Here is a 26208-nt window from a genome sequence, read left to right on the forward strand (position 1 = left end):
CAGATGAACTCACCCCTGGTGGTCAGCACCTCTGGGCACGTGCAGACGTGGACGATCGACGTCCCGCACGTCGGCAACGCCATCACCGGTCTGGATTTCGTGGCGGCGTTCGAGGAGGCGGTCGAGGCAGCCAACCAGGATCTCGACGTCCGGGCGGTGATCCTCACCGGCGCGGGCAAGATCTTCTCCGCCGGGGGCAATGTCAAGGAGATGGCGGACCGGCAGGGCATGTTCGGGCTGGATCCGCGCCAGCAGCGGCGTGCCTATGTGTCCTCGATCCAGCGAATCCCGCGCGCACTGGAGCGTTTGGAGGTCGCCATCATTGCGGCTGTCAACGGGGCAGCCGTCGGCGCCGGCTGTGACCTGGTGATGATGTGCGACATCCGGGTTGCATCCGAGCGGGCCTCGTTCGCCGAGAGTTTCGTCTCGATCGGGTTGATCCCCGGTGACGGCGGGACCTGGTTCCTACCCCGTGCCGTCGGCTACGAGCGGGCCGCGCTGATGACGCTGACCGGGGAGCGGATCGACGCCGCCACCGCCAGGGAATGGAACATGGTCAGTGCCGTCGTGCCGCACGAGGACCTGCTGGCCGAGGCCGGCGCTCTCGCCGAGCGGATTGCGAAGAACCCGGCCGAGTCGTTGCGGATGGCTAAACGGCTCCTGCAGGAGTCCCGCACCGGTGCGCTCGAGTCAGTGCTCGGTATGGCGGCGGCGATGCAGCCGCTCGCGCATCTCGATCCGGAACACGAGCGCAGCCTGGAGAGGTGGCGCACCACGTGAGCGCGGCCCTGCGGCTCGTCCCGCCGATGTCAGCGGACCCGGCGGCGACCACCGAGTTACGGCACGACGTGCGACGGTTCCTGGCCGACCAGCGCGGGCGGGGCGCCTACCGCCCACGCGTCGACTGCTGGCTGTCGGCGTGGGACGAGGACTTCACCCGGGCGCTCGCCGCGCGCGGCTGGCTCGGTATGACGGTCCCGCAGGAGTATGGCGGGCACGGCCGCTCGTTCCTCGAACGGTTCGTGGTCACCGAGGAGCTGCTCGCGGGCGGCGCGCCGGTGGCGGCTCATTGGATTGCCGACCGGCAGATCGTCCCGTCCCTGCTCACGTACGGCACCGAGCAGCAGAAGCAGCGCTACCTGCCGGGCATCGCGCGCGGTGAGGTCTTCTTCGGGATCGGTATGAGCGAACCCGACTCGGGCTCGGACCTTGCCAGCGTGCACAGCTCCGCCGTCCGGGCGGACGGTGGCTGGCAGCTCAACGGATCGAAGATCTGGACCTCGGGCGCCCATCTCGCACACGCGTTCATCGCGCTCGTGCGCACCTCGCCGGTCGACCCCGCGCACCGGCACGATGGGCTGAGCCAGTTCCTCGTCGACCTCGACTCACCGGGGATCCGCATCCGGCCCATCGTCTCGATGAGCGGGTCGCACCACTTCAACGAGGTCTTCTTCACCGATGTCTTCGTCCCGGACGAGCAGGTGTTCGGGACGATCGGCGCGGGCTGGACCCAGGTCACGTCCGAGCTCAGTTTCGAGCGCAGCGGCCCGGAGCGATTTTTGTCCACGTTCCCGCTGCTCGCCCAGCTCACCCGCCGGCACGACGGCGCCGACCTCGGTCGCCTCGTCGGCCGCGTCGCGGGGCTGCACCAAATGTCGGCCGCCGTGGCCGGCGCGCTCGAGCGGCACGAGCCGGCAGACGTTCCCGCCGCCGTGGTCAAACTGCTCGGCACGGCCACCGAGGGTGACATTGCCGAAGTGGCAGCGCTGCTGACCGGTGACGAGGAACCGCCCGACCCCGTATGGCGGGAGCTGGTCGACACCGGGCTGGACCAGCGGCCGGGCTTCACCCTGCGCGGCGGGACGAGCGAGATCCTGCGTGGCATGATCGCGCGCGGGCTGGGGCTGCGATGACGACGTTTCCGGGTGTCGACAGTGATCTGTCCGGTGTGATGCAGGCGGTCTTCGCCAAGCATGCTGCCGCCGGCGAGCAGGATGCGAGCGTCTTCGACGGCGCGCTCTGGGAGGAGCTGACCGGACTCGGGCTCGCCCGGCTGACCGGCTCCGAGGATTCCGGAGGCAGCGGTGCGGGCTGGCTGGAGGCGGCAGAGCTGTTGTCCGCGGCTGCTGCGTCGGGTGTTCGCGCCCCGCTGGCCGAGCACGATCTGCTCGCCTGCTCACTGCTCGAGGCAGCCGGGTTGCCGGTGGACGACCGATTGCGCACCCTCGCCGAGGTGGACGTGGACGGCCTGGCGCTCGCGGTGGCCTGGGCGCGATGTGCGCAGCGCCTGGTCCTCGTCTGGCCGGCCGGCGGCGGCTGGCTGGTCGCCGATGTCGACCCGTCCGGAACCACCGAGATCGTCCCCGGGACGAACGTGATCGGTGAACCCCGGGACGGGGTCTCCGTCGACCTCGGTGCGGTGCAGGGCACCCCCATCGAGGGCTCACTGGTCGAACAGCACCGCCGGAAAGGCGCAGTCGCACGTGCCGTCCAGGTGTGTGCGGCTCTCGACCGGGCCCTGGCGTTGTCCTGCGAGCACGCGACCACCCGCCATCAGTTCGGTCGGCCACTGTCTCGTTTCCAGGCGGTGCAGCACCTCATCGCCGACATGGCCGCAGAGTGCGCGCTCGCGCGAGCCGCGACCGAGGCGGCGCTCGCCGCAGCGATGCGCACCGACTGGGCGGGCGACGAGGTGCTGTTCCGCATCGCGGTCGCCAGGTCGTGTGCCGGTCACGCCGCGACCACTGTCGTTCGCAACGCCCATCAGGTGCATGGCGCGATCGGTACGGCGATCGAGCACGACCTGCACCGATTCACCCGTGCCGCGCTGGCCTGGCGTGCTGAGTTCGGCTCGGTGGACCAGTGGGATCGCCGGCTCGCGGCGATCGTGCGCGATGCCGGCTCCGACGGGCTGTGGTCGCTGATCGCCGACTGATCCTGTGCGACACGGGACGTTGGTGCCGCCGATGGTTACGGCCGAAGCCGTAGCCCAGCCGACGGCCTCCACCCGAGCCTGGGAACAGTCGGCATCCGGTGGTTGTTGAATTTTCCATGAAAGCCTTCGGTTTCCTGAGTTTCGGGCATTACGGGCCGGTCCGCGGATCGCAGACTCCCGACGCAGCGGCGGCGCTCAAGCAGTCGGTGGAACTCGCTGTCGCGGCGGACGAGCTCGGTGTCAATGCCGCCTCGTTCCGGGTCCACCACTTCGAGCGCCAGTTTTCCTCGCCGATCCCGCTGCTGGCGACGATCACGGCGCGCACCCGGCGGATCGAGGTCGGCACCGGCGTGATCGACATGCGTTACGAAAACCCGCTCCAGCTGGCCGAGGAACTCGGTGCGCTGGACCTGCTGAGCGATCAGCGGCTGGCCATCGGGATCTCCCGCGGTTCACCCGAGACCGCGATCCGCGGCTACGAGGCGTTCGGCTACACCGGCGCGCAGGATCCGCGCGGCGGCGATCTGGCGCGGGCCAAGTTCGCGACCTTCCTCGACGCGATCAGCGGCGAGCGGATGGTCGACGCCGACCCGCAGCGGACGCTGCCCGGCACCCGGTTGCGCATCGAACCGCGCTCCGAGGGTTTGCGCGATCGCATCTGGTGGGGTTCGGGCACTCGCGAAACCGCCGAGTGGGTCGGCGCACTCGGGCTCAACCTGATGTCGTCCACGCTGCTCACCGAGGCCAACGGCGAGGCGTTCGGCGACCTGCAGGGGGAACAGATCGACCGTTTCCGGGCGGCGTATGCCGCGGCCGGTCACACCGGTCGTCCGCGAGTCTCGGTCTCCCGCAGCATCTTTCCGATCGTCGACGAGCTCGACGCGGCATACTTCGGCGGCGCACAGGACGGCGACCAGGTCGGCGTCATCGACGGTTTCCACTCCACGTTCGGCAAGACGTATGCCGACGCGCCCGACCGGCTGATCGAGCAGCTGCGCGGCGATGCCGCGGTCATGGCGGCCGACACCGTGCTGCTCACCGTGCCGAACCAGCTCGGCGTCGATTACAACGCGCATGTGCTGCAGGCCTTCGCCGAGCACGTCGCGCCGGCGCTGGGCTGGCGGCCGAACACCGAGGGACCCGTTGTGGGCGACTCGGTGACGGGCGGCCCGGTCCCGGGTGACTCGGTCCCCGCGCTCGCCGACTGACGATCGAAACCGCGGCTGACGCTCGAACCCGCCATTGACGCCGCAGCAGCGGCGTCAATGGCGGGCTCGAGCGTCAATGGGGAGTCGACTGAGGACTGCGGACTCATCGAGGTGGCTACAGTTACCTCGTGGGCAGGCTGAGCACGCTGCAGTGGCCGGTGGTCCGGCAGTTGCGCACCGGCGACAGGACCGGGCGCGGCGTCGCTGCGACGTCGCCCACCACCCGCGACCTGCAGCCGCGCACGACCACCGCGGACCGGGTGGTGCAGAGCGTCTGCCCCTATTGCGCGGTCGGCTGTGGCCAGCAGGTCTACGTCAAGGACGAGAAGGTCGTCCAGATCGAGGGCGACCCCGATTCGCCGATCTCCCGGGGCCGGCTGTGCCCCAAGGGTTCGGCGAGCGAGCAACTGGTCAACGCGCCCGGCCGGCAGTACGAAGTGCTTTACCGCAAGCCGCGCGGCACGCAGTGGGAGCGACTCGATCGGGACAGCGCCATCGAGATGATCGCGCAGCGCTTCGTGCAGTCCCGGCGCAACAGGTGGCAGGAGCGCGACGACGAAGGCCGGATCCTGCGCCGCACCATGGGCATTGCCTCGCTCGGTGGTGCGACGCTCGACAACGAAGAGAACTACCTGATCAAGAAGCTCTTCACCGCGGCCGGCGCGATCCAGATCGAGAACCAAGCCCGCATTTGACACTCCGCCACGGTTCCCGGTCTGGGGACCTCGTTCGGGCGCGGCGGCGCCACCCAAACGCTGCAAGACATGGCCAATGCGGACTGCATCGTGCTGCAGGGCGGCAATATGGCGGAGGCGCACCCGGTCGGATTCCAATGGGTCGCTGAAGCAAAAGCCCGCGGTGCCAAGGTGATTCACGTCGACCCGCGCTTCACGCGCACGTCTGCCGTGGCCGACAAGCACATCGCGATCCGCGTCGGATCGGACGTCGCGTTGCTCGGGGCGCTCATCAACCACGTGCTGACCCATGACCTGTGGTTCAGGGACTACGTGCTCGCCTACACCAACGCGGCGCGGCTGGTCAGCGCCGACTTCCGCGACACTGAGGACCTCGGCGGACTCTTCTCCGGGTTCGACCCCGAGACCGGCACCTACGACAACACCACCTGGGCGTATGACGAGGGCAGCGACGACACGCTGCAAGACCCCCGGACCGTCTTCCAGATCCTCAAGCGGCACTACGCGCGCTACACCCCGGAACTGGTCCAGCAGGTGTGCGGCATCTCCGAAGCCGACTTCATCTATCTCGCCGACGCGGTGACCGGCAACTCCGGCCGGGAGCGCACCACCTGCTGGGCGTATGCCACCGGCTGGACGCAGCACACCTTCGGCGCCCAGTTCATCCGGACCGCGGCGGTGCTGCAGCTGTTGCTCGGCAATGTCGGCCGGCCCGGCTCGGGGATCATGGCGCTGCGAGGGCATGCCAGCATTCAGGGATCTACCGACATACCAACGCTTTTCAATTTGTTTCCGGGATATCTGCCGATGCCGGTGGCAGGTCGGCACGACACGTTGGACGCCTACCTGGCCGCAGTCGGCAACACGCAGCAGAAGGGCTTCTGGGCGAACGCCGACACCTATTTCGTGAGCCTGATGAAGGCTTACTTCGGGGATGCCGCAACCGCCGAGAATGACTGGTATTTCGACAGGTTGCCGCGGCTGACCGGTCCACACAGCACCTACGAGACCGCAATGGCGATGATCGACGATCAGGTCGAGGGCTACTTCGTGCTGGGCCAGAATCCGGCCGTCGGGTCCGCCAATGGCAAGCTGCAGCGCGAGGCGATGCGGCACCTGAAGTGGCTGGTCGTGCGCGACCTCAGCCTTATCGAGAGTGCGACCTGGTGGCAGGACTCGCCGGAGGTGCTGTCCGGCGAGGTGCGCACCGAGGACATCGAGACGGAGGTGTTCTTCCTCCCGGCGGCGACCCACGTGGAGAAGGCCGGCTCTTTCACCCAGACGCAGCGGCTGCTGCAGTGGCGGCACCAGGCGGTGCAGCCGCCGGGCGAGTGCCAGAGCGAGCTCGACTTCTTCCTGGAGCTGGGACAGCGCATCCGCAGCCTTGTCGCTGATTCGGGCGATGAACGCGACCGCCCACTGCTCGACATGACCTGGGACTACCCCGACGACGAGACCGGCAACCCCGACCCGCAGGCGGTCCTGCGTGAGATCAACGGCTACCGCACCGGCGAGCACGGTCAGCGCGAATTGGTCTCTGGTTTCGGCGAATTGAAGGCGGACGGCTCCACGTCGAGCGGATGCTGGATCTATGCCGGGGTGTTCGCGGGCGACGAGAACAAGGCAGCGCGCCGGGTGCCCGGTGGTGGCGCAGGCGTCAGCCAATCGCAGTGGGGCTGGGCGTGGCCGGCCGACCGGCGGATCCTGTACAACCGCGCGTCCGCAGACCCGGACGGCAAGCCGTGGAGTGACCGCAAGAAGTACATCTGGTGGGACGAGGAGCAGCAGCGCTGGGTCGGGGACGACGTGCCCGATTTCCCGGTCGACCGCGCGCCGCACAGCCGGCCGGATCCCGCTCTGGGCGGTCCGGCGGCTCTGGGCGGTGACGATCCGTTCATCATGCAGTCGGACGGCAAGGGCTGGCTTTTCGCGCCGTCCGGGCTGGTGGACGGTCCATTGCCGACCCATTTCGAGCCGCAGGAGTCTCCGGTCCGCAATCTGCTCTATCCGCAGCAGCAGAGTCCGGCACGAGTGATCTACCCGCGCGAGGACAACCTGGATGCGCCCAGTGCGGGGGAGCAGGGTGCGGACGTGTTCCCGTTCGTGTTCACGACCTACCGGCTGACCGAGCACCACACCGCCGGCGGGATGAGCCGCTGGCTGCCCTACCTGTCCGAGTTGCAGCCGGAGATGTTCTGCGAGGTGTCCCCGCAGCTTGCCGCGGAGCGCGGTCTGGTCAACGAAGGCTGGGCGACCATCGTGTCGCCACGGGCCGTCATCGAGGCGAAAGTGCTGGTCACCGAGAGAATGACGCCGCTGACGATCGACGGCCGCACCGTGCACCAGATCGGGCTGCCCTACCACTGGGGCGTCGGCAACGAAGCACTCGTTACAGGCGATGCCGCGAACGACCTGATCGGGGTGACACTGGACCCCAATGTGCTCATCCAGGAGTCGAAAGTCGGGTCGTGCGACATCGTCGCCGGCCGGCGGCCACGCGGAGCCGCGGCCGAGGCGCTGCTCGCGTCATACAACGAACGGGCGGGGGTGACCGTGCAGACTGATAACCAGCGGATCACCGATCCGCCGGCCGAGTTGCACGATCCGGCGCCGGGCGACGACCGAGACCAGGAAGGATGGACCCGATGGTGAACTCCTGGAACCCGGTGCGCGGTGGCTGGGCGCATGAGCTGTCTGGCCCGACCGACCCTGCCACCGACTCCGGCTGGACCGAGCATGAAGCGCGCAGAGGGTTTTTCACCGATACCTCGATCTGCATCGGCTGCAAGGCGTGCGAGGTGGCGTGCAAGGAGTGGAACCGCAATCCGCGCGACGGGGATCTCGAACTCACCGGCTGGTCCTATGACAACACCCAGGGGCTCGGCGCGAGCACCTGGCGGCACGTCGCGTTCATCGAGCAGGACGCCGCGCGCGTCGAGCAGGCCCGCGAGTCCGGGCGCCGCCTGGTCGATCTTGGTATGCCGAGGATCGGCGCCCCGACCGCCGACGCGCCCGTCGATCGCACCCCACCTGACACCGCGGAGTTCCGCTGGCTGATGGCCTCCGACGTGTGCAAGCACTGCACGCACGCCGGGTGCTTGGATGTCTGTCCGACCGGAGCGCTCTTCCGCACTGAATTCGGTTCTGTCGTGGTGCAACCCGACGTGTGCAACGGGTGCGGCACCTGCGTCGCCGGCTGTCCGTTCGGCGTCATCGAACGCCGCAGCGACGGCACGGCCGCACCCACCACCCGGGAGGGCGAGCGCAAGGGCGAGCAGCCGAAGGTGCCCCGCCGGGGAGTCGCCCAGAAATGCACACTCTGCTACGACCGCCTGGTCGACGGGCAGACCCCGGCATGTGCCAAGACGTGCCCGACCACGTCCATCAAGTTCGGTGAACACGCGGAACTCGTTGCGGCTGCTCGTGATCGGGTCAGAGAACTGCATGAGCAGGGTATGCCGGAGGCGCGGCTGTATGGCGCCAACGAACTCGACGGAGTCGGCGGCACGGGGTCGGTCTTCCTGCTGCTCGACGAGCCGGAGGTCTACGGCCTGCCACCGGACCCGCGGGTGCCGACGGCCGACCTGCAGGTGATGTTCCGGCGTGCGGGCTTCGCCGCGGCAGGGATGGTCGCAGCGGCCGTCGTCGCGTTCGTCGGCGGTGGCCGGTGAGCACATCCGACTTCGATCAGTTCCGGCCACCGGAACCGCGCCGAAAAGGTCGTAATTTCGGGCGGATTCGGCGTCCGAAGCGACGGCAGCGCACCGATGGCTCGGCCGAGATGATGATGGTTCCCGAAGTGGAGTTCACCTCATACTACGGCCGCGCGATCGTCAAGCCACCGCCGTGGGGAGACCTGATCGCGTCATACCTCTTCCTCGGCGGGGTGGCCGGCGGCTCCGGGCTGCTCGCCTTCGGTGCCCAGTTGACCGGGCGAAAACTGTTGTGCCGCAACGCTCGACTCGGCGCGATCGCTGCTGTCTCGATCGGCGGTGCTGCGCTGGTGGCCGACCTCGGCCGGCCGGACCGCTTCTACAACATGCTGCGCACCATCAAGCCGACCTCGCCGATGAGCATCGGGTCGTGGATCCTCACGGCATACAGCGGCGGCATGGGGGTGGCTGCCGTGTCCGAAATCGACCGGCTCACGCGAAACCGGCTGCCGCTCGGGCCATTTCGTGGTCTGCTGTCGTTCGCCGAGCCGGTGGGCGGGGCGGTTGCCGCAGCGTTCGGGCCACCGCTGGCGGCATACACCGCCGTGCTGCTGTCCGACACCGCGAACCCGACCTGGAACGCTGCCCACCGCGACCTGCCATTCGTGTTCGTCAGCTCGGCCAGCCTGGCCGCGAGTGGGCTGGCGATGGTGACGACGCCGACCCGCGAGACCCGCCCGGCCCGGGTGCTTGCGGTGATCGGCGTTGCTGGTGACTTGATCGGGACGCGCTGGATGGAGCGCCGGATGGACCCGGTCGCGGCCGAGCCGCTGCACCAGGGCCGGCCGGGCACGCTGCTGCGCTGGAGCGAACGCCTTGCAGCCGCAGGCGGTTTCGGTGCGCTGCTGCTCGGCGGCCATCGTCTGCCCGCGGCCCTCGCTGGTATCGCGCTGCTCGGGGCCTCGGCCTGCACCCGTTTCGGCATCCTGGAGGCAGGCATCAACTCGGCGAAGGATCCGCGCTACACGATCGAGCCGCAGCGCCGTCGCCTCGAAGAGCGTCGCGCCGCCGGCATCACGGACGACTCGATCACCACCGTCGGCTGAGTTCGCTTGTCCGACCACTGACCACGGGTCGCGTGCACAAGTGGCAACGGTCGCTGTTTCGGCACGTGATTTCGCCGCGAACCTGTACCTAACCGGCAACGGTCGCGAGAACGGGACGGGTGCGCTACCTGGTCAGCGGATCTCGATGCCTGGAGTAGCGACCGTGTGCCCGATCACCGGGTAGCCGGGCACCTCGCCGACCACCAGCAGCCCGCCGGACGTCTGGGCGTCGGCGAGGAAGAGCAGGTCGTCGTCGGTGATGCCTGCCGCGGTCTCCAGGTGCGGGCGCACCCAGCTCAGGTTACGCCGCGTCCCGCCGGAGACGTAGCCCGCGGCGAGCGCATCGAGGGCGCCGTCGACCGCAGGGACCGCGGACCGCTCGATCACGGCGCCGATGCCGGATGCGCGGCACAGCTTGTGCAAGTGGCCGAGCAGTCCGAAGCCCGTCACGTCGGTCGCGGCGGTGACACCGGCCGCGAGTGCGGCCGCAGCCGCGGCATCGTTGAGCGCGGTCATCGACGCGACTGCCGCCTCGAAGACTTCCCCGGTCTGCTTGTGACGGTTGTTGAGCAGCCCCACACCGATCGGCTTGGTGAGCGTCAGTGGCATACCCGGGGCTCCGGAATCGTTGCGTAGCAACCGGTTCGGGTCCGCGACACCGGTGACCGCCATACCGTACTTCGGCTCGGGATCGTCGATCGTGTGCCCCCCGATGACCGGGCAACCGGCTTGCCGGCCGACGTCCAGGCCACCGCGCAGGACCTCGGTCATCAGCTCCATCGGCAGCACGCCGCGCGGCCAGCCGACCAGGTTGATCGCGACGACCGGCCGCCCGCCCATTGCATAGATGTCGGACAACGCGTTCGCCGCGGCGATGCGTCCCCAGTCATAGGCGTCGTCCACGACGGGTGTGAAGAAGTCAGCCGTCGACAGCACCGCCAGGTCGTCGCGGACGCGCACCGCGGCAGCGTCGTCGCCGTCGTCGAGGCCGACGAGCACATCAGGACCGGTCTGGCCGACCAGGCCGCGCACCGCGTCCTCCAGCTCACCCGCGGGGATCTTGCACGCGCAGCCGCCCCCGCGCGCGTAATCGGTCAGTCGCCGCGTCTCGATGCCGGTCATACGTACGAGCGTATGACGTGCCGCCCCACCACGCCGAAAGACGGCTTCCTCGGCGAGCGACGGCGTAATTGCACCGTCGCTCGGCGAGGAAGCCGTCACTCGCGAGAGGGGGGAGCGGGTAGGTTGGCGGGTGGAGGCGTCAGGGTTCCTGGTGGGCCCCCCGGTCTTCAAAACCGGTGAGACCGAGCAGCTCGGTCTGGCGGGTTCGATTCCCGTCCGTCTCCGCCAAACTCATGTCGTACCCGACCGGAGGTGCCGATGTCGCCGCAGGATCCGCGCAGCCGCATCCCGCGCACCGACGCGCTGCTTGCCTCGCCCGAGGTCGCGGCGGCTGCCGGCCGGCTTGGCCCGGATGCCCTGCGGCGCCTGGTGTCCGCGGCGCAGCAGCAGGCCCGCAGCGGTGAGATCGAGCCGGAACAGGTCGTCGCCGTGCTGACCGACTCGCTCCAGCGCCCACCGACCGGGTTGCGTCCGGTGCTCAACGCGACGGGTGTCGTCATACACACCAACCTCGGACGGGCTCCGCTGTCGCCGGGGGCGATCGACGCGGTCACCGCGGCCGCAGGGTACGTCGACGTCGAGCTGGATCTCCCCTCCGGCGCGCGTTCCAAGCGTGGGCTGTCGGCCCGGGACGCCCTGCTCGCGCGCTGCCCCGCAGCGCAGCAGGCGCTCGTCGTCAACAACGGCGCGGCGGCGCTTGTCCTGGCCACGACCACACTCGCGCAAGGACGCGAAATAATCGTCAGCAGAGGCGAACTCGTCGAGATTGGCGCCGGTTTCCGGCTGCCCGACCTGATTGCGTCGACGGGTGCACGATTGCGCGAGATCGGCACCACCAACCGCACGCATCTGCGCGACTATGCCGAAGCCATCGGGCCCGACACCGGCGCCATTCTCAAGGTCCACCCGAGCAACTTCCGGGTCGATGGTTTCACCGCATCGGTCACGGTCGCCGAACTGCGCGCAGTGGCAACCGAAAACAAGCTCCCCCTGCTCGTCGACTTGGGCAGTGGGCTCCTCGAGCACGACCCGGTCATCCCGGACGAGCCGGACGCCGGCACCACGCTGGCGGCAGGGGCCGACGTCGTCACCGCAAGCGGCGACAAGCTGCTCGGTGGCCCGCAGGCAGGAATTGTGCTGGGGTGCAAGGAGATTGTCGACCGTATGGCGCAGCACCCTCTCGCCCGCGCCGTCCGGGCCGACAAGCTCGCACTCGCCGCACTCGAAGCGACACTCAACGGCCCGGTGACGCCGACCGCAGCCTCGCTGCACGCGGACTCGGACCGCCTGGCGGAGCGAGCGGCCCTGCTGGCCGCGGCGACCGACGGAGAGGTGGTGCCGCATGACGGCCGCGTCGGTGGTGGCGGCGCGCCCGGAGTCCCACTCGGCGGCTGGGCTGTGGCGTTGCCCGAAAACCTTGCTCCCGCATTGCGTGTCGGCGATCCAGCGGTGCTGCCGCGGGTGCACGGCGGACACTGCCTGATCGACCTGCGGTGCGTGCCGGAGGCCGACGACGAGCGGCTGACGGCAGCCGTAGTCGCTGCCCTGGGGCGATAACGGTGTATGTCGTCGCGACCGCGGGTCACGTCGACCACGGCAAGAGCACCCTGGTGCGCGCGCTCACCGGGACCGACCCCGACCGCTGGGCCGAGGAGAAGCGGCGCGGTCTGACGATCGACCTCGGATTCGCCTCGACGACCACACCTTCCGGTGTGCGAGTCGCGTTCGTCGACGTGCCGGGCCATGAACGATTCCTGGGCAACATGCTCGCCGGATTCGGCCCGGCCCCGTTCGTCTGTTTCGTCGTCGCTGCTGACGAAGGCTGGCGTCCGCAGTCGGGCGACCACCGCGATGCGGTCGCGGCGCTGGCCATCGAACACGGGGTGATCGTCATCAGCCGGGCGGATCTGGCTGCCGAGCGGGTGCCCGAGGTGGCGGCTCGCATTCGGCAGGAGTTCGCCGGGACCGGCCTGCAGGACGCACCCATCGTGCCCGTCTCGGCCGTCACCGGCAAGGGACTGCCGGAGCTGCTGTCGGTCCTGGAGGGCGCGTTGCTTGCAACGCCGAAACTCCTGCCCGGCAGCCGCATTCGCTGGTGGATCGACCGAGCATTTTCGATCAAGGGGGCGGGAACCGTCGTCACTGGCACGCTACCCGCAGGCACGCTCCGGACCGGCGACCGGCTGCTGCTCGTCGGTGATGGCCGTCGCCAGGAGGTGACGATCCGCGGTGTGCAGGAACACGGGCGCGCGGTGGACAGCATCGGCCCGGTGAGCCGGGTCGCCCTCAATCTCCGGTCGATCGGCTCGGACGAGATCCACCGGGGAGATGTGCTGCTCACGCCCGGCGTGTGGCACCTGACCGACTCGATCGACGTGCGACGGACCAGCGGGCGCAAACTGGACGAGACGGCGGCGGAAGTCACCATTCACCTGGGCACGGCGTCGGTGCCGGCCCGCCTGCGGCCGTTCGATGCCGAGACCGGCCGGCTTACCCTCGGACGCCAACTGCCCATCACCGTCGGTGACCGGATCATCCTGCGCGACAACACTGCTGCGCCGATCGCAGCCGGGGTCCAGGTGCTCGACGTCGACCCGCCGCCGTTGCGTCGGCGTGGCTCCGGGCGGCAGCGTGCCGCGCAACTCGCCGCCGCCAACCGGGCCGGGGACATCCGGGTCGAGCTGCGGCGACGCGGTGCGGTGCGTGACGACATGCTGCGGCGGATGGGCATCGGCATGCCGGACCTGCCGCTCGAAGGCGTCCGCGCAGAAGGGGACTGGTGGCTCGACGAGGACGCCGTACGGCGCTGGGCGGCCCAGCTGCACGCAGCTCTGCTGGCCGATCGGTCGCGGGACCCGTTGTCGCCCGGGCTTTCTCGCAAGGCCGCCGCCGACGCGTGCCGGCTTCCGGACACGGAACTGCTCGACCTGGTGGTTCGAGAGGCCGGGCTGGCGCTGCGCGGCCCGGCGGTGACGCTTCCGGATGAGTCCGCTGATCTCGGTCCGGCCGAGCCGGGCATCGCGGCGGTCGAGGCACGGTTGCACGCCGATTCCTTCGCGGCACCGGACGCCGACGAGCTCACGGCGCTCGGCCTCGGCCGGCGCGAGCTCGCCGCTGCCGAGCATGCCGGCCGCCTGCTCCGTCTTGCCGACGGCATCGTGCTGCTTCCGACCGCCCCGGCGCTGGCGATGCGCGAGCTTGCCCGGCTGCCAGGCCCGTTCACGGTCAGCCAGGCCCGGACGGCGCTCGGCACGACGCGCCGGGTCGCCATACCCCTGCTGGAACATCTCGACCGGCGCGGCTGGACCCGGCGAGCAGCCGATGGCCGCCGTGAGGTGATTCGTTAGTCAGCGCATTTGGTCGCTAATACTTGGACGTCCTACCATTGAGGCACCCAGCCAGAGTGGAGATCCCATGTCCGAGGCACCTGCGCTTCACGTCCCCGTCAACCCGATCCGCATCGTCACAGCGTCGAGCCTGTTCGACGGGCACGACGCGTCGATCAACATCATGCGACGCATCATGCAGAGCCAGGGCGCCGAGGTGATCCACTTGGGGCACAACCGCAGCGTGCAGGAGGTCGTCGACGCGGCGATCGAGGAGGACGCGCAAGGCATCGCGGTCAGTTCCTACCAGGGCGGGCACGTCGAATACTTCGAATACCTGACGCAGCTGCTGCGCGACGCCGGGGCCGGCCACATCCGGGTCGTCGGCGGTGGCGGCGGGGTCATCGTGCCTGAGGAGATTGCCCGGCTGCGGAAGTCCGGTGTCACGATCTTCAGCCCGGAGGACGGTCAGCGGCTCGGGCTGGTCGGCATGATCAACGAGGTCATCAAGGACTGCGACTTCAATGTGTATGACGTGTCGCGTCCCGACGCCCACGCGGTGATCTCGGGCGACCGGGCGGCCGTGGCCCGCACCATCAGCGGCGCCGAGCAGGGCGTGCTGGCGCCGGAATTGCTGGAGCAACTGCGGGATGCCGCGTCGTCTCGGCACACGCCCGTCCTGGGCATCACCGGCACCGGCGGCTCCGGCAAGTCGAGTCTCACCGACGAGCTGGTCCGCCGCTTCCGGATGGATCAGCAGGACAAGCTGCGCATCGCGTGCGTCGCGATCGACCCGACGCGACGGCGGGGTGGCGGCGCCCTGCTGGGCGACCGCATCCGGATGAATTCCCTTGACGGAGAACGCATCTTCTTCCGTTCGCTCGCCACCCGCGGCGGGCGCGAGGTCCCCGAGGAACTCGCCGAGGTGCTGACCGTGCTGCGGGCCGCGGCATACGACCTGGTGATCGTGGAGACGCCCGGCATCGGCCAGGGCGACGCGGCGATCGTCGACTTCGCCGACGTCAACCTCTACGTGATGACACCGGAGTTCGGTGCGGCCAGCCAACTCGAGAAGATCGACATGCTCGACTTCGCCGATGTCGTGGCGATCAACAAGTTCGAGCGTCGTGGCGCGCTGGATGCCCTGCGCGACGTCGGCCGTCAGATGGTGCGCAACCGGGAAGCGTTCGGCAAGAAGCCCGACGACATGCCGGTCTTCGGCACCTCCGCCGCGACGTTCAACGACGATGGCGTCACCGCGCTCTTCCAGGAGCTCAAGTCCGAGGTCGCCGGCAAGGGAATGGAATTCGCTGATGGTGCCCTTGCTCCGGTCGCAGTGCGACACTCGTCGGTGTTGCGCCAGGTGGTGCCGCCGCAACGGGTGCGCTATCTCGCGGAGATCGCTGAGACGGTGCACGGATATCACGCCGACACCGAGTCCTATGTCGACGCCGTGCGGCGCGTGCAGCACCTGACGACCGCGCGGGATGCGCTGGGGGACAAGGCTCCCCGCGAATTGGCCGACCTGATCGACGAGGCCGGGCAGGATCTGCCGGCCTCGGTCGGGCGGACGCTGGCCGACTGGCCGGGCGTGGTTGCGTCATACAGCGGCGACGAGCAGGTGGTGCACGTCCGCGACAAGCAGATCCGCACCTCGCTGACCAAGGAGTCTTTGTCGGGCAACAAGATCCGCCGCGTCGCGCTCCCGCGTTACCAGGATCACGGCGAGCTCCTGTCGTTCCTGCGGCGGGAGAACCTGCCCGGATACTTCCCGTTCACCGCAGGGGTTTTCCCGTTCAAGCGGGACAATGAGGATCCGGCGCGGATGTTCGCGGGCGAGGGTGACCCGTTCCGCACCAACCGGCGCTTCAAGCTGCTCTCCGAAGGTCAGCCGGCTACGCGTCTCTCGACAGCCTTCGACTCGGTGACGCTCTACGGGCGAGACCCCGATCTGCGGCCCGACATCTACGGAAAGGTCGGCACCTCGGGCGTTTCCGTCGCAACCCTGGACGACATGAAGGCGCTGTATGACGGCTTCGACCTGACGTCGCCGTCGACGAGTGTGTCCATGACGATCAACGGTCCGGCGCCGACGATCCTGGCGTTCTTCCTCAACACCGTCATCGACCAGGAGCTGGCGAAGTTCGCCGCCGAGCAGGGGCGCGAGCCGAGCGAGACCGAGGCCGCGCAGGTGCGGGCGAAGGCATTGGCGACCGTGCGCGGCACCGTGCAGGCGGACATCCTCAAGGAGGACCAGGGCCAGAACACCTGCTTGTTCTCCACCGAGTTCTCCCTGCGGATGATGGCCGACATCCAGGAATGGTTCATTGCCAACGCGGTTCGCAACTTCTACTCGGTGTCGATCAGCGGCTACCACATCGCCGAAGCCGGTGCGAACCCGATCAGCCAGCTCGCGTTCACCCTCGCCAACGGGTTCACCTACGTCGAGGCCTATCTCGCGCGCGGGATGGCGATCGACGACTTCGCGCCCAACCTGTCGTTCTTCTTCTCCAACGGCATGGACCCGGAGTATTCCGTCATCGGCCGAGTGGCGCGGCGGATCTGGGCGGTGGCGATGCGCGACAAGTATGGCGCGAACGAGCGCAGCCAGAAGCTGAAGTATCACGTGCAGACCTCGGGCCGGTCGCTGCACGCGCAGGAGATGCAGTTCAACGACATACGCACGACGCTGCAGGCGCTGATCGCGATCTATGACAACGCGAATTCGTTGCACACCAACGCTTTCGACGAGGCCGTCACCACGCCGTCAGAGGATTCGGTGCGGCGGGCGCTTGCCATCCAGTTGATCATCAACAAGGAATGGGGGCTGGCGATGAACGAGAACCCGCTGCAGGGTTCGTTCATCATCGACGAGCTGACCGACCTGGTCGAGTCGGCCGTGCTGGCCGAGTTCGACCGGATTTCCGAGCGCGGCGGCGTGCTGGGTGCGATGGAGACCGGCTACCAGCGCGGCAAGATCCAGGACGAGTCGATGCTCTACGAGCACCGCAAGCACGACGGGTCGCTGCCGATCGTCGGGGTCAACACGTTCCGCAACCCGCACGAGGGCGAAGAGGCGAAAACCGTTGAACTGGCGCGTGCTTCGGAGCACGAGAAGGAGTCGCAGCTGTCGCGGGTGCAAGCGTTCCAGCAAGCGCACCGTGACGAGGCGCAGGTCGCGCTGGCCCGGCTGCGGGAGGCGGCGACCAAGGGTGAGAACGTCTTCGCCGTGCTGATGGACGCCGCGCGCGTCTGCTCACTGGGCCAGATCACTGATGCGTTCTTCGAGGTGGGTGGGCAATACCGCCGCAACGTCTGACGCGCGCGCCTACGACTCTTCTCCGAGCGGGGTATATCCGCACCGACCGGGGTAGAACGGTAGCCCAATTGCGGTCGCCGTTGTACCCGCTCGGCGGAGAAGTACTCCGCTCGGGGAGGGGAGGGCGCGGGCGAAGCGCGGGTCGGGGACTACGCGAGAGCCTGAGCGAGGTCGGCGCGCAGGTCCTCGACATCCTCCAACCCGATCGAGACCCGGACGATGTCGGCGGCGGGCCGGGCGTCCGCGGGCACCGGGCGGTGAGTGAGCGAGGCAGGGTGCGAGATCAGCGAGGTGACGCCACCCAGCGAAACGGCGTGCTCGAAGAGCCGGACCGAGCTGACGAGGTGCGCCGCTGCGTCATACCCACCGGACAGCCGCAGCGCGAACATCGCTCCAGGGCCACGCATTTGGCGTCCGACAAGCCCGGCCGGGTCGCACTCGGGCAGCCCCGGATAGAAGACCTCCGCGATCGCTGGGTGCTCGCTCGCCCAACCGGCCAGCTTGTCCGCGCCGGCCTGACCGGCACGCACGCGTAACGGCAGGGTCGCGAGGCCGCGGTGCAGCAGGTAACCCGCGAGCGGGTGCAGCAGGCTGCCGGTGATCGCCCGCACCCGGCGCAACGCCTCCGCCCACGGTGTGCTCGCCGCGACCACCCCCGCGATCGCATCGCCGTGTCCGCCAATGAATTTCGTCGCGCTGTGCAGCACGAGCGCTGCGCCGAGCCGGGCCGGGTTCTGCAGCACCGGCGTCGCGAAGGTGTTGTCCACGACCACCGGCACTGAGCCGGCGGCCGCGGTGATTGCGGCGATGTCGACCAGCTCCAGCGTCGGATTGCCGGGGGTCTCGACCACGACCAGGCAGGTGTCCGGCCGCACCGCGGAGCCGACTTCCTCGGGCGTGCAGTAGGTCGTCTCGACGTCGAGCAGCGGCGAGCCGAGCAGGTGATCGGTGCCGCCATACAGGGGACGGACGGCGACGACGTGCCGCCCTCCGCTCTCGCTCTTCGCGGCCAGTATGACGGCGGTCATCGCCGCCATACCCGACGAGAACGCGACCGCCTCGTCCGTGCCTTCCAGCGCGGCCAGCCCTTCCTCGAAGCGGGCGACGGTCGGATTCCACAGTCGCGCATAGACATTCCCGCCGCCGGGCACCGGCCGGCCGCCGCCGGCCATCGTCTCGTAGGACAGCCCGCTCGCGTCGAGGTCGGGCACCGGATTGGTCGTCGACAGGTCGATCGGCGGCACGTGTACTCCATGCTCGGCGAGGCCGGACCGGCCGGCGTGGGTGGCGATCGAGTCGAAGTGCAGCGGCTGCGTCATACGCAGAACCTAGGAGAATCCACCCCAGTATGACGCCCTGGCCGAAGGTTCTGCGACAGAATGGCGCGCATGCGAGGGATTTCAACCAAGCCGACCGCTGTCACGAAGTCCGCGACGCAGGATCCGCAACTGGGCAGCGGACTGGACGAGGTCGACCTGGCGATCCTCGCGCAGCTGGCCGGCAACGCCCGCATCACCGGCGCCGCACTGGCGAAGCGCGTCGGCATCGCGGAGTCGACTTGCGCCAAGCGCATGCAGTTGCTGCGTGAGCACGGCATCATCACCGGGTTCACCACGCAGATGAACCTGGCCGCGCTCGGCCACCCGATCCAGGCGGTGATCGCCGTGCGCCTGGCGAGCCATAACCGCGATCATGTGCTGCGCTTCCACGACACGCTCACCGCCATTCCGGGCGTGCTGACGGTCTTCCACGTCGCCGGCGAGAACGACTACCTGCTGCACGTTGCAGTGACCAGCCCGGAGGAGCTGCGCGACCTGGTCCTCGAGCACGTGAACGTGCACCGCGGGGTCCAGCACACCGAGACCCAGCTCGTCTTCAGCGTGATGCCGGGCGCGGGGATATTCGGGCCGATCAGCATGAGAGCTGGTGGTGCGCTTCGATCAGGGACGGGCCATACCACGTGATCAGCCGCCCGCTGACCAGCCGGGTCGGCGTCGTGAACGCCTCCGGCCCGTCGTCCGCAGTGAAGACGTACGGTTCGTCCGGCAGGAGTATGACGTCCGCCCCACTGCCGTCGATGTCCGTGACCTCGGCATGCGGATAGCGTTCCGCGGCGTCGGCATACACGTTCGCCAGCCCGACGCGGCGCAGCAGATCCCCGGTGAAGGTGCGTGGCCCGACGACCATCCACGGATCCCGCCAGATCGGCACGGCCACCCGCTCCCGCACGGGTGGCAGTCCGCCCGCCCAGAGCGAGCGCGCCTGCTCCAGCCAGTCCGGCCGGTCCCACCGCAACACGTCGTCGAAGAGTTCGTCATACGCAGCGAAAGATGCTGGCACCGTTTCGATTTCGCTGACCCAGACCGTAACCCCGGAGTCCCGCAACCGTCGCACGTCCAGTTCGCGGTTTTCTTCTTTGTTGGCGACGACGACGTCCGGCCGCAGCGCACGGATCACATCGAGGTTCGGGTTCTTGGTGCCGCGCACCCGCGTCACGTCGAGCGAGGCGGGGTGCGTGCACCAGTCGGTCGCCCCGACCAGTGCCTCGGGCCGGGTGGCCGCGAGCGCCTCCGTGATCGACGGCACCAGGGACACGACGCGACGCGCAGGCATTGCCAGATTGTCTCAGGTGCCAGACTGATCTCATGGGACAGGCGGCAACGACGGCATACCGGGCGGCACGGGACTTCCTGCTGAACCACCGGGACGACTACGACGCGGCGGTCAACGGCTTCCACTGGCCGGACCTGGGTGACGAATTCTGTTGGGCCGTGGACTGGTTCGACGTCGTCGCGCAGGACAACGACCGGCCGGCGCTGGTGATCGTCGAGCAGGACGGCTCGCGTGCGGCCCGAACCTTCCAGGAGATGTCCCGCCGCTCCGACCAGGTCGCCACCTGGCTGGGCAGCCTCGGCGTGCGTAAGGGCGATGCCGTGCTCGTCATGCTGAACAATCAGGTCGAGCTGTGGGAGACCATGCTGGGCGTGATGAAGCTCGGCGCTGTGATCGTGCCGACCGCGACGGCGGCCGGTCCCGCCGACCTCACCGACCGGATCGGCCGCACCGCAGCCCGGGCGGTGGTCGCCAACGCCGCTGACACCGAAAAGCTGGACGGCCTCCCCGGCGATTACCTGCGGATCGCCGTGGGCGAGACCGCCGGATGGCGCGATTTCGGGGCGGCCTTTGAGACCCCCTGGCGGCCGATCGCCCACCCGGGCACCGCCCCGCAGGACCGATTGCTGCTCTACTTCACCTCCGGCACCACCTCCAAACCGAAGCTGGTCGAGCACACCCAAGTGTCCTACCCGGTGGGTCACCTCTCGACGTTCTACTGGATCGGCCTGCGACCCGGGGATGTTCACCTCAACGTCTCCTCGCCCGGCTGGGCCAAGCACGCGTGGTCCAACTTCTTCGCGCCGTGGATCGGCGAGGCGACGATCTTTCTCTACAGCTACACGCGCTTCGACGCGCCGGCCATGCTGGAGCAGTTGCGCAGCGAGGGTGTCACGAGCTTCTGCGCCCCGCCGACCGTATGGCGCATGCTGATCAACGCTGATCTCGGCGACAAGCCGGCCACCCTGCGGGAAGTGGTCGGCGCCGGAGAACCGTTGAATCCAGAGGTGATCCGGCAGATCGAGAAGTCCTGGGGAGTGACCATCCGGGACGGCTACGGTCAGACCGAGACAAGTGTGCAGATCGCGAACACCCCTGGCTCCCGGGTGAAACCGGGCTCGATGGGTCGTCCGCTGCCCGGCGTACCGTCCGGCCTGGCCGACCCGACGACCGGCGAGTTGCTGCCGGCGGGGGCGAACGAGGGCGAGATCTGCCTCGACCTCGGCCAGCACCCCGTCGGGCTGATGACCGGGTATGTCGCCGACCCGGAGCGCAACGCGGACGTGATGGCGCACGGCGTCTACCACACGGGTGACGTGGCATCCCGCGACGCCGACGGCTACTACACCTACATCGGTCGCACCGACGATGTGTTCAAGGCGTCCGACTACAAGATCAGCCCTTTCGAGCTGGAGTCGGTGCTGATCGAGCACCCGGCGGTGGCCGAGGCCGCCGTCGTGCCGGCGCCCGATCCGGTGCGGCTCGCGATCCCCAAGGCCTACATCGCGCTGGCACCTGGTCACGATGCGACGCGGGAGACGGCGTTCGAGATTCTCAAGTACGCCCGCGAGCACCTCGCGCCATACCAGCGGGTGCGCCGGGTCGAGTTCTACGAACTGCCGAAGACGATCTCGGGCAAGATCCGCCGGGTGGAGCTGCGCGGCCGCGAGGCGGACATCGCGGGCTCCCGCTCGGTGCCGGAGTGGCGGGATGACGACTTCCCGGAGCTGAAGGGCTGACGGGCGCCCACCGGGTGAGATCCGTCATCCACTGGACACCTTCTCGTCACGCTCGGCGTGCTACCGTCAAGGCTCGACTGCTGTTGCAGTTCCTCGTTGGTGCGGCGCCCGACCCAGACGTTGGGCGCCGAGTTTGTGAGCGGACGGTTCACCCATTGGGGGGATGCCTCGGTGGTCAGTGGCCACGTAAAGTGCGTGGGCACCCGCAATGAAGAACAAAAGATTGAGAGTTACCCCCAATGGCACAGGGAACCGTCAAGTGGTTCAACGCTGAAAAGGGCTTTGGTTTCATCGCTCAGGATGGTGGCGGTCCGGACGTTTTCGTCCACTTCACCGCGATCCAGTCTCAGGGTTACCGCAGCCTCGACGAAGCACAGCGCGTCGAGTTCGAGATCACCCAGGGTGACAAGGGCCCGCAGGCGGCCAACGTCGTCCCGGTCTGATCGACCTGAACTAGCAACACCATGGTCGGGCGGCCTCGCCCACCAGCGGAAAACCCCCGGAAGCACGCTTCCGGGGGTTTTCTGTGTCCGCAGTCCGTGCCCGTATGGCGCAGGCGCCCCTCAGCTGTTGGCGAGCACGGTGAGAAACTTCGCCGCGAGCGGTGCCGCGGTGTTACCGCCACTCTTGCCCTTGGGAATGCTTTCGACGAGCACGCAGAACGCGGTGTTGCCCTGCCAGCCGGTCAGCCAGCCGTTGACCCCGGTCGTGCCGCCCTCGGCGAACTCGGAGGTGCCGGTCTTGGCATAGACCGGGCCGCCCGGCACCTTGTCGACCGCGGTCGCGGTGCCGTCGGTGACGGTCAGCCGCATCAGCTTCCGCAGCTCCGTGATCGCCGCGGCGTTGAGCGCCTTCGGGGTGCGTGAGCCCTGGGGAGCGGGGTCCGTGACCAGGGCAGGCGGCAGGTAGGAGCCCCGCGCGACCGACGCGGACATCACCGCGATCGACAGCGGAGAGGCCTGCACCCGGCCCTGTCCGAACACCGAAACGGCTTTGTCCGTCGCGCCGTTCGCGGTCGGGACGTTGCCCGCGTAGGCGCCGTCGACGCCCAGCTCGCCGGCCCAGTCGTCGCCGAGACCGAGAGTGTTGGCGGCCTGCTGCAGCTCGGTGTCGCTGAAGCCCGAGCTCGCCTTGACGAACGCGGTGTTGCACGAGTTGGCGAAGTCCTGGCTGAACTTCGGGCTGCCGGCCGTCTCGCCCTCGAAGTTGCCGATCTCGTAGCCGTCGACGTAGAGCGACTTCGGGCACGACACGACGGTGTTGGGGTTGAAGCCGTGCGTCAGCAGCGCGTAGGTCGTGGCGATCTTCATCTGCGAACCGGGCGCGTAGCGACCGCTCAGCGCCCGGTTGATACCCCAGGTCGGCGAATTCGCCACCGCCGAGACACCGCCGGTCTTCACGTTGATCGCGACGATCGCCGCCGGCTTGTCCTTCACCGACGCCAGTGCACTCTCGGCGGCGTTCTGCACGGTCGGGTCGAGCGTCACCGAGATGTTCTTGCCGTTGGTCGCCTTGGTGCCGAAGAGCACGTCGGAGGTGTCGGACCGCGGGGTGATCGAGAATCCGGCGGTGGGGCGAAGCCTCGCGTCATACTGCGCCTGCAGGCCGGAGAGGCCGACATACTGGCCGACCTGGTAGGTCTTCGGCGACTTCTTGACCATCTCGGCGGTCGGCTGTCCGACCGTGCCGAGCAGTGGCTGGCCGAAGGTCCGGGTCGCCGCCAGCGGCTGCTTGCGCTGCTGAACCACGACGCCCTGGAGGTTCTGGAGGTTGTTCTGGTAGGCGAGGTAGTCGTCCTGGCGGTAGGTGATCACCGGGATCAGCGCCTGCGACCTGGCCTTCTGGGCCTTGTCGAGTTGGGTGACCAGGCCGGGGATGTTGACGACGTTCTGCAGCTGCCCGATCGAGGCGTCGGTCGCCTTGGTCGGGTCGATCGAGATGTCGTAGACGGTCTGGTTGATCATGATGCCGCTGCCGCCGGGACCCCTGATCTCACCGCGCAGCCCGGCCGTCTGGGTCACGGCGAACGCGTCGGACGCCTGCAGTTTGGGGTGCCACAGCGACTTCGTGGAGTCAACCTGCACGCCCCACGTGCCTCCCTGGCCCTTGGTCAGTGCGATGGGGTCGTCCCAGCGGAAGACCTGCCTGTTGGCAAGTGTCCACGCCACGTGCAGGGTTGCGGTGGCATCGCTGCCGTCCCGGTTGAAGGTGGCGACCTGCACCGAGATCGGCCCTGTGCCGAGGGCCCCGGTCGCAGTGGCGAAGTTGGCGGCGGCTGCGTGACCGGTCGTGCCGACATACGTGGCCCGGTCGAGGGTGCGGGCCGACCAGTCGTGCGCGAATGCGGTCGCCGCGGCCTTCGCGGCGGAGTTCTGCTTGTCGACCGCCGACACCTGTTGCAGGTACATGTAGCCGCCGACACCGCCGGCGATCAGGACGGCCCCAGCGGTGACCCCGAGAACGGCACGTGAACTCATGACGTCCTATCCAACCTTATGAGGTGGGCGCGTTCGTATGACGGGAGCCACCGCGAGTCTCAGCAGGAGTCGGCCGTGTCGCTGATCGGGTTGGTCGTCGTGCTGGACGACGGGGTGCTCGGCGAGGAGGTAGCTGACGTGGTCTGACCCGGGGCCGGAGCCTTCTTCTTGGTGTGCTTCCGGGCGATCGCCTGCTGGATCCACCGGTGAATCTGCGCGAAGTCCGGGTTGGCGTTGCTCCGCGAATTGGAGATGTCGACCGTGCGGATGTTGCCGTGTTTCATCTGGTCGGCCAGCGTGGCGAAGGCGGGCAGGTCATCCTGGTTGATGTCGATGCGGATGTTCTTGGCCGCGACCTGCATGATCGACGGGAATTTCTGCACCATCTGGAACGGATTCGCCTGGGAGATCAGGTCGTTGAGCATGCAGCGCTGGCGGCGCATCCGCTGGTCGTCGCTGCTGGCGACCCGGCTGCGCGAATACCACAGTGCCTCGCGGCCGTCCAGCTTCTGGTAGCCGAGTTTGATGTAGCCGGTGATCGAGCCCGGGACGACCTGGCCGTTCTGGATCACGCCGCCGATCGGGATGCCCTTCTGCGGGTCCAGCCACTGGCCCGGATCTGCCTTGACGTTGACCCACACGCCGCCCATGGCGTTGACCAGTTGCTCGAAGCCGGACATGTCGATCACTGCGGTGTAGTCGATCTTCAGCCCGGTGATGCCGGTGATGGCGTCGCGGGTGGCGGAGAGGCCCGGCGACGGGTCGTCCTTCGGGTAGAGGTTCTTGTTGGCGATGCCGACCGCCCAGACGCTCTCCATCAGGCCCGCGGCGGCGTCGGTCTGGCCCGGCAACGCGACGAGGCCGCCCGGGTAAAGCTTGTGCAGCGGGGAACTCGCCGGGAAGGGCGCGTGGCCCATATTGCGCGGCACGCTGACCAGCACGGTGTCACCGGTCTTGGTGTCGATGCTGGCGACCATCATCGAGTCGGGACGCTGTGAATAGCGGTCGGCGCCGGCGTCGGAGCCGACGAGCAGCAGGTTGACCCGGGGGATGTTCTTCCACGGGTTGCTGCCGCCCTTGGGGGTCGCGGCATCGGGGTCGTTGGTGTAGCGCTTGGTGAAGATCTGGTCGAACGCGTTGCGGGTGATGATCACGTCCCGTGCCGCGTATGCCGCGGGCGCCGCCACGACGAGGCACATCAGCGTGGCGAAGACCGCGTGCATCCACCGGGTCTGGTGCGGCCAGCGCCGGTCGGTCGTGGTCAGTGCGGTGAGCACGATGCCGCCGATCCACAGGAGGCCACCCATGATGGTGAAGAGCAGCAGCATGACCAGGCCCTTGTGGGTGAGCAGTTGCGCTGCGCCATGGACCAGGCCACCGCTGGACACGATGATGGCCAGGCTTATGCCGCCGATCAGCGTGATGCCGATCAGCAGCAGCCCGATCATCCGTCGCTTGGTCCACAGCAGGCCCAGGCCGGGCAGCAGCACGGACAGCGCTGTCAGGCCGAGTGCGCGGCGCACGTCGCGCGCGCGTGCGATGCGCCGGTCGTGCCGCGACCGCAGCGGCGTGCGGGCAGCACCACTCTGGCGGCGTTCGAGTTCGCGGCGGGTGGCGATGATCGTGTCATCGGGATCGCGCTTGGGCACAGCGCGGCGTCCGTCGCCGACACCTCGGACGTCGTCCGTCATACGCCTGCCTTCGCTTCGCTTCGTTATCTGGTCGTGACCATTATGAACGGTCAATCGTGATCGCTCGTGCCCCGGATCACAAATCGGGCCCGTCGGCGTAGACGCACGGCACGCGCGCCCGGTTGCCGGACGGCGGACCCATTTTGAACTTCGGGCCGTCCCTTGGGTAGCCTTGCCACGCTTTCACCGTCAGGTGAGCACTGGAGGCGTCGCCTAGTCTGGTCTATGGCGCCCGCCTGCTAAGCGGGTTTGGGGATAAAACCCCATCGAGGGTTCAAATCCCTCCGCCTCCGCGTCGAATGATGAGAGGGCACCAGGCGCGCA

18 protein-coding genes and 2 tRNA genes are annotated in these 26208 nt (G+C 68.5%); 15 read left to right on the forward strand and 5 right to left on the reverse strand.

Annotated features, from left to right (window positions below):
- Positions 1–3 precede the first annotated feature (3 nt).
- The 7 genes from EFY87_RS13815 to nrfD all read left to right on the forward strand — a co-directional run bounded on the left by EFY87_RS13815 (position 4) and on the right by nrfD (position 9597).
- Complete coding sequence (locus EFY87_RS13815; protein WP_123272078.1) at positions 4–780, forward strand: enoyl-CoA hydratase-related protein; 777 nt, start codon at positions 4–6, stop codon at positions 778–780.
- The gene (locus tag EFY87_RS13820) at positions 765–1913 is read left to right on the forward strand and encodes an acyl-CoA dehydrogenase family protein (protein ID WP_245988646.1); all 1149 of its coding nucleotides are present in this window, start codon (positions 765–767) and stop codon (positions 1911–1913) included. Before EFY87_RS13815 ends, EFY87_RS13820 begins: the two co-directional genes overlap by 16 nt.
- On the forward strand, positions 1910–2935 hold the full coding sequence (locus EFY87_RS13825) for an acyl-CoA dehydrogenase family protein (RefSeq protein ID WP_123272079.1): 1026 nt from the start codon (positions 1910–1912) through the stop codon (positions 2933–2935). Before EFY87_RS13820 ends, EFY87_RS13825 begins: the two co-directional genes overlap by 4 nt.
- A 116-nt stretch (positions 2936–3051) precedes the next feature.
- Positions 3052–4143, forward strand: a complete 1092-nt coding sequence (locus tag EFY87_RS13830; RefSeq protein WP_123272080.1) for an LLM class flavin-dependent oxidoreductase — start codon at positions 3052–3054, stop codon at positions 4141–4143.
- A 128-nt stretch (positions 4144–4271) separates the two neighbouring features.
- A complete protein-coding gene (fdnG, locus tag EFY87_RS13840) occupies positions 4272–7490 on the forward strand; it encodes a formate dehydrogenase-N subunit alpha (protein ID WP_245988647.1) in 3219 nt (1072 codons plus the stop codon).
- Positions 7484–8509 carry a 4Fe-4S dicluster domain-containing protein gene (locus tag EFY87_RS13845; RefSeq protein WP_123272162.1) on the forward strand — a complete coding sequence of 342 codons (1026 nt, stop codon included), beginning with the start codon at positions 7484–7486 and terminating at the stop codon, positions 8507–8509. Before fdnG ends, EFY87_RS13845 begins: the two co-directional genes overlap by 7 nt.
- Positions 8506–9597, forward strand: a complete 1092-nt coding sequence (gene nrfD, locus EFY87_RS13850) for an NrfD/PsrC family molybdoenzyme membrane anchor subunit (RefSeq protein ID WP_123272083.1) — start codon at positions 8506–8508, stop codon at positions 9595–9597. Before EFY87_RS13845 ends, nrfD begins: the two co-directional genes overlap by 4 nt.
- Before the next feature lie 132 nt (positions 9598–9729).
- On the opposite strand, the gene selD is transcribed toward nrfD, so the two are convergent.
- Positions 9730–10719: a selenide, water dikinase SelD gene (gene selD, locus EFY87_RS13855; RefSeq protein WP_123272084.1), complete on the reverse strand. Its 990-nt coding sequence runs from the start codon at positions 10717–10719 to the stop codon at positions 9730–9732.
- A gap of 132 nt (positions 10720–10851) precedes the next feature.
- Here selD and EFY87_RS13860 point away from each other — a divergent pair.
- From EFY87_RS13860 to icmF, 4 genes are all read left to right on the forward strand, one after another.
- A tRNA-Sec gene (locus tag EFY87_RS13860) sits at positions 10852–10947 on the forward strand.
- A 30-nt stretch (positions 10948–10977) separates the two neighbouring features.
- Positions 10978–12276, forward strand: coding sequence for an L-seryl-tRNA(Sec) selenium transferase (gene selA / locus EFY87_RS13865; RefSeq protein WP_123272085.1), 1299 nt, complete (start codon positions 10978–10980; stop codon positions 12274–12276).
- Positions 12277–12278: 2 nt separating this feature from the next.
- On the forward strand, positions 12279–14066 hold the full coding sequence (gene selB / locus EFY87_RS13870) for a selenocysteine-specific translation elongation factor (protein WP_123272086.1): 1788 nt from the start codon (positions 12279–12281) through the stop codon (positions 14064–14066).
- A gap of 67 nt (positions 14067–14133) precedes the next feature.
- Positions 14134–17364 carry a fused isobutyryl-CoA mutase/GTPase IcmF gene (gene icmF, locus EFY87_RS13875; protein ID WP_123272087.1) on the forward strand — a complete coding sequence of 1077 codons (3231 nt, stop codon included), beginning with the start codon at positions 14134–14136 and terminating at the stop codon, positions 17362–17364.
- A gap of 149 nt (positions 17365–17513) precedes the next feature.
- On the opposite strand, the gene EFY87_RS13880 is transcribed toward icmF, so the two are convergent.
- Entirely contained in the window at positions 17514–18683 is a 1170-nt protein-coding gene (locus EFY87_RS13880; protein WP_123272088.1) for a trans-sulfuration enzyme family protein, read from the reverse strand.
- A 69-nt stretch (positions 18684–18752) separates the two neighbouring features.
- Here EFY87_RS13880 and EFY87_RS13885 point away from each other — a divergent pair, with 69 nt between their 5' ends.
- Positions 18753–19328, forward strand: a complete 576-nt coding sequence (locus EFY87_RS13885) for an Lrp/AsnC family transcriptional regulator (RefSeq protein WP_123272163.1) — start codon at positions 18753–18755, stop codon at positions 19326–19328.
- Here the strand turns inward: EFY87_RS13885 and EFY87_RS20540 are convergent.
- On the reverse strand, positions 19276–19977 hold the full coding sequence (locus EFY87_RS20540; RefSeq protein ID WP_181445491.1) for a helical backbone metal receptor: 702 nt from the start codon (positions 19975–19977) through the stop codon (positions 19276–19278). The two genes, EFY87_RS13885 and EFY87_RS20540, sit on opposite strands and share 53 nt — an antisense overlap.
- A 32-nt stretch (positions 19978–20009) precedes the next feature.
- Here EFY87_RS20540 and EFY87_RS13900 point away from each other — a divergent pair, with 32 nt between their 5' ends.
- Entirely contained in the window at positions 20010–21716 is a 1707-nt protein-coding gene (locus EFY87_RS13900; protein WP_123272090.1) for an AMP-binding protein, read from the forward strand.
- A gap of 239 nt (positions 21717–21955) precedes the next feature.
- The gene (locus EFY87_RS13905) at positions 21956–22159 is read left to right on the forward strand and encodes a cold-shock protein (RefSeq protein ID WP_123272091.1); all 204 of its coding nucleotides are present in this window, start codon (positions 21956–21958) and stop codon (positions 22157–22159) included.
- Between the two features lie 120 nt (positions 22160–22279).
- On the opposite strand, the gene EFY87_RS13910 is transcribed toward EFY87_RS13905, so the two are convergent.
- Positions 22280–24193 carry a penicillin-binding transpeptidase domain-containing protein gene (locus EFY87_RS13910; protein WP_123272092.1) on the reverse strand — a complete coding sequence of 638 codons (1914 nt, stop codon included), beginning with the start codon at positions 24191–24193 and terminating at the stop codon, positions 22280–22282.
- A gap of 59 nt (positions 24194–24252) precedes the next feature.
- A complete protein-coding gene (locus EFY87_RS13915; RefSeq protein ID WP_123272093.1) occupies positions 24253–25884 on the reverse strand; it encodes an LCP family protein in 1632 nt (543 codons plus the stop codon).
- Positions 25885–26086: 202 nt separating this feature from the next.
- Between EFY87_RS13915 and EFY87_RS13920 the strand changes: the two genes are divergently transcribed.
- Positions 26087–26177: transfer RNA gene (locus EFY87_RS13920), tRNA-Ser, on the forward strand.
- Positions 26178–26208 lie beyond the last annotated feature (31 nt).

The organism is Flexivirga caeni (assembly GCF_003724155.1).
Lineage (GTDB): Bacteria > Actinomycetota > Actinomycetes > Actinomycetales > Dermatophilaceae > Flexivirga > Flexivirga caeni.

Excerpts from the sequence above, each read along its gene's own strand:
- EFY87_RS13845 (WP_123272162.1), top strand. The coding sequence starts at position 7,484 with ATGGTGAACTCCTGGAACCCGGTGCGCGGTGGCTGGGCGCATGAGCTG.
- EFY87_RS13915 (WP_123272093.1), bottom strand. The coding sequence starts at position 25,884 with ATGACGGACGACGTCCGAGGTGTCGGCGACGGACGCCGCGCTGTGCCC.
- EFY87_RS13825 (WP_123272079.1), top strand. The coding sequence starts at position 1,910 with ATGACGACGTTTCCGGGTGTCGACAGTGATCTGTCCGGTGTGATGCAG.
- EFY87_RS13900 (WP_123272090.1), top strand. The coding sequence starts at position 20,010 with ATGGGACAGGCGGCAACGACGGCATACCGGGCGGCACGGGACTTCCTG.
- selA (WP_123272085.1), top strand. The coding sequence starts at position 10,978 with ATGTCGCCGCAGGATCCGCGCAGCCGCATCCCGCGCACCGACGCGCTG.
- EFY87_RS13830 (WP_123272080.1), top strand. The coding sequence starts at position 3,052 with ATGAAAGCCTTCGGTTTCCTGAGTTTCGGGCATTACGGGCCGGTCCGC.
- EFY87_RS13815 (WP_123272078.1), top strand. The coding sequence starts at position 4 with ATGAACTCACCCCTGGTGGTCAGCACCTCTGGGCACGTGCAGACGTGG.
- EFY87_RS20540 (WP_181445491.1), bottom strand. The coding sequence starts at position 19,977 with ATGCCTGCGCGTCGCGTCGTGTCCCTGGTGCCGTCGATCACGGAGGCG.
- EFY87_RS13910 (WP_123272092.1), bottom strand. The coding sequence starts at position 24,193 with ATGAGTTCACGTGCCGTTCTCGGGGTCACCGCTGGGGCCGTCCTGATC.
- EFY87_RS13880 (WP_123272088.1), bottom strand. The coding sequence starts at position 18,683 with ATGACGCAGCCGCTGCACTTCGACTCGATCGCCACCCACGCCGGCCGG.
- icmF (WP_123272087.1), top strand. The coding sequence starts at position 14,134 with ATGTCCGAGGCACCTGCGCTTCACGTCCCCGTCAACCCGATCCGCATC.
- selD (WP_123272084.1), bottom strand. The coding sequence starts at position 10,719 with ATGACCGGCATCGAGACGCGGCGACTGACCGATTACGCGCGCGGGGGC.
- EFY87_RS13905 (WP_123272091.1), top strand. The coding sequence starts at position 21,956 with ATGGCACAGGGAACCGTCAAGTGGTTCAACGCTGAAAAGGGCTTTGGT.
- EFY87_RS13885 (WP_123272163.1), top strand. The coding sequence starts at position 18,753 with ATGCGAGGGATTTCAACCAAGCCGACCGCTGTCACGAAGTCCGCGACG.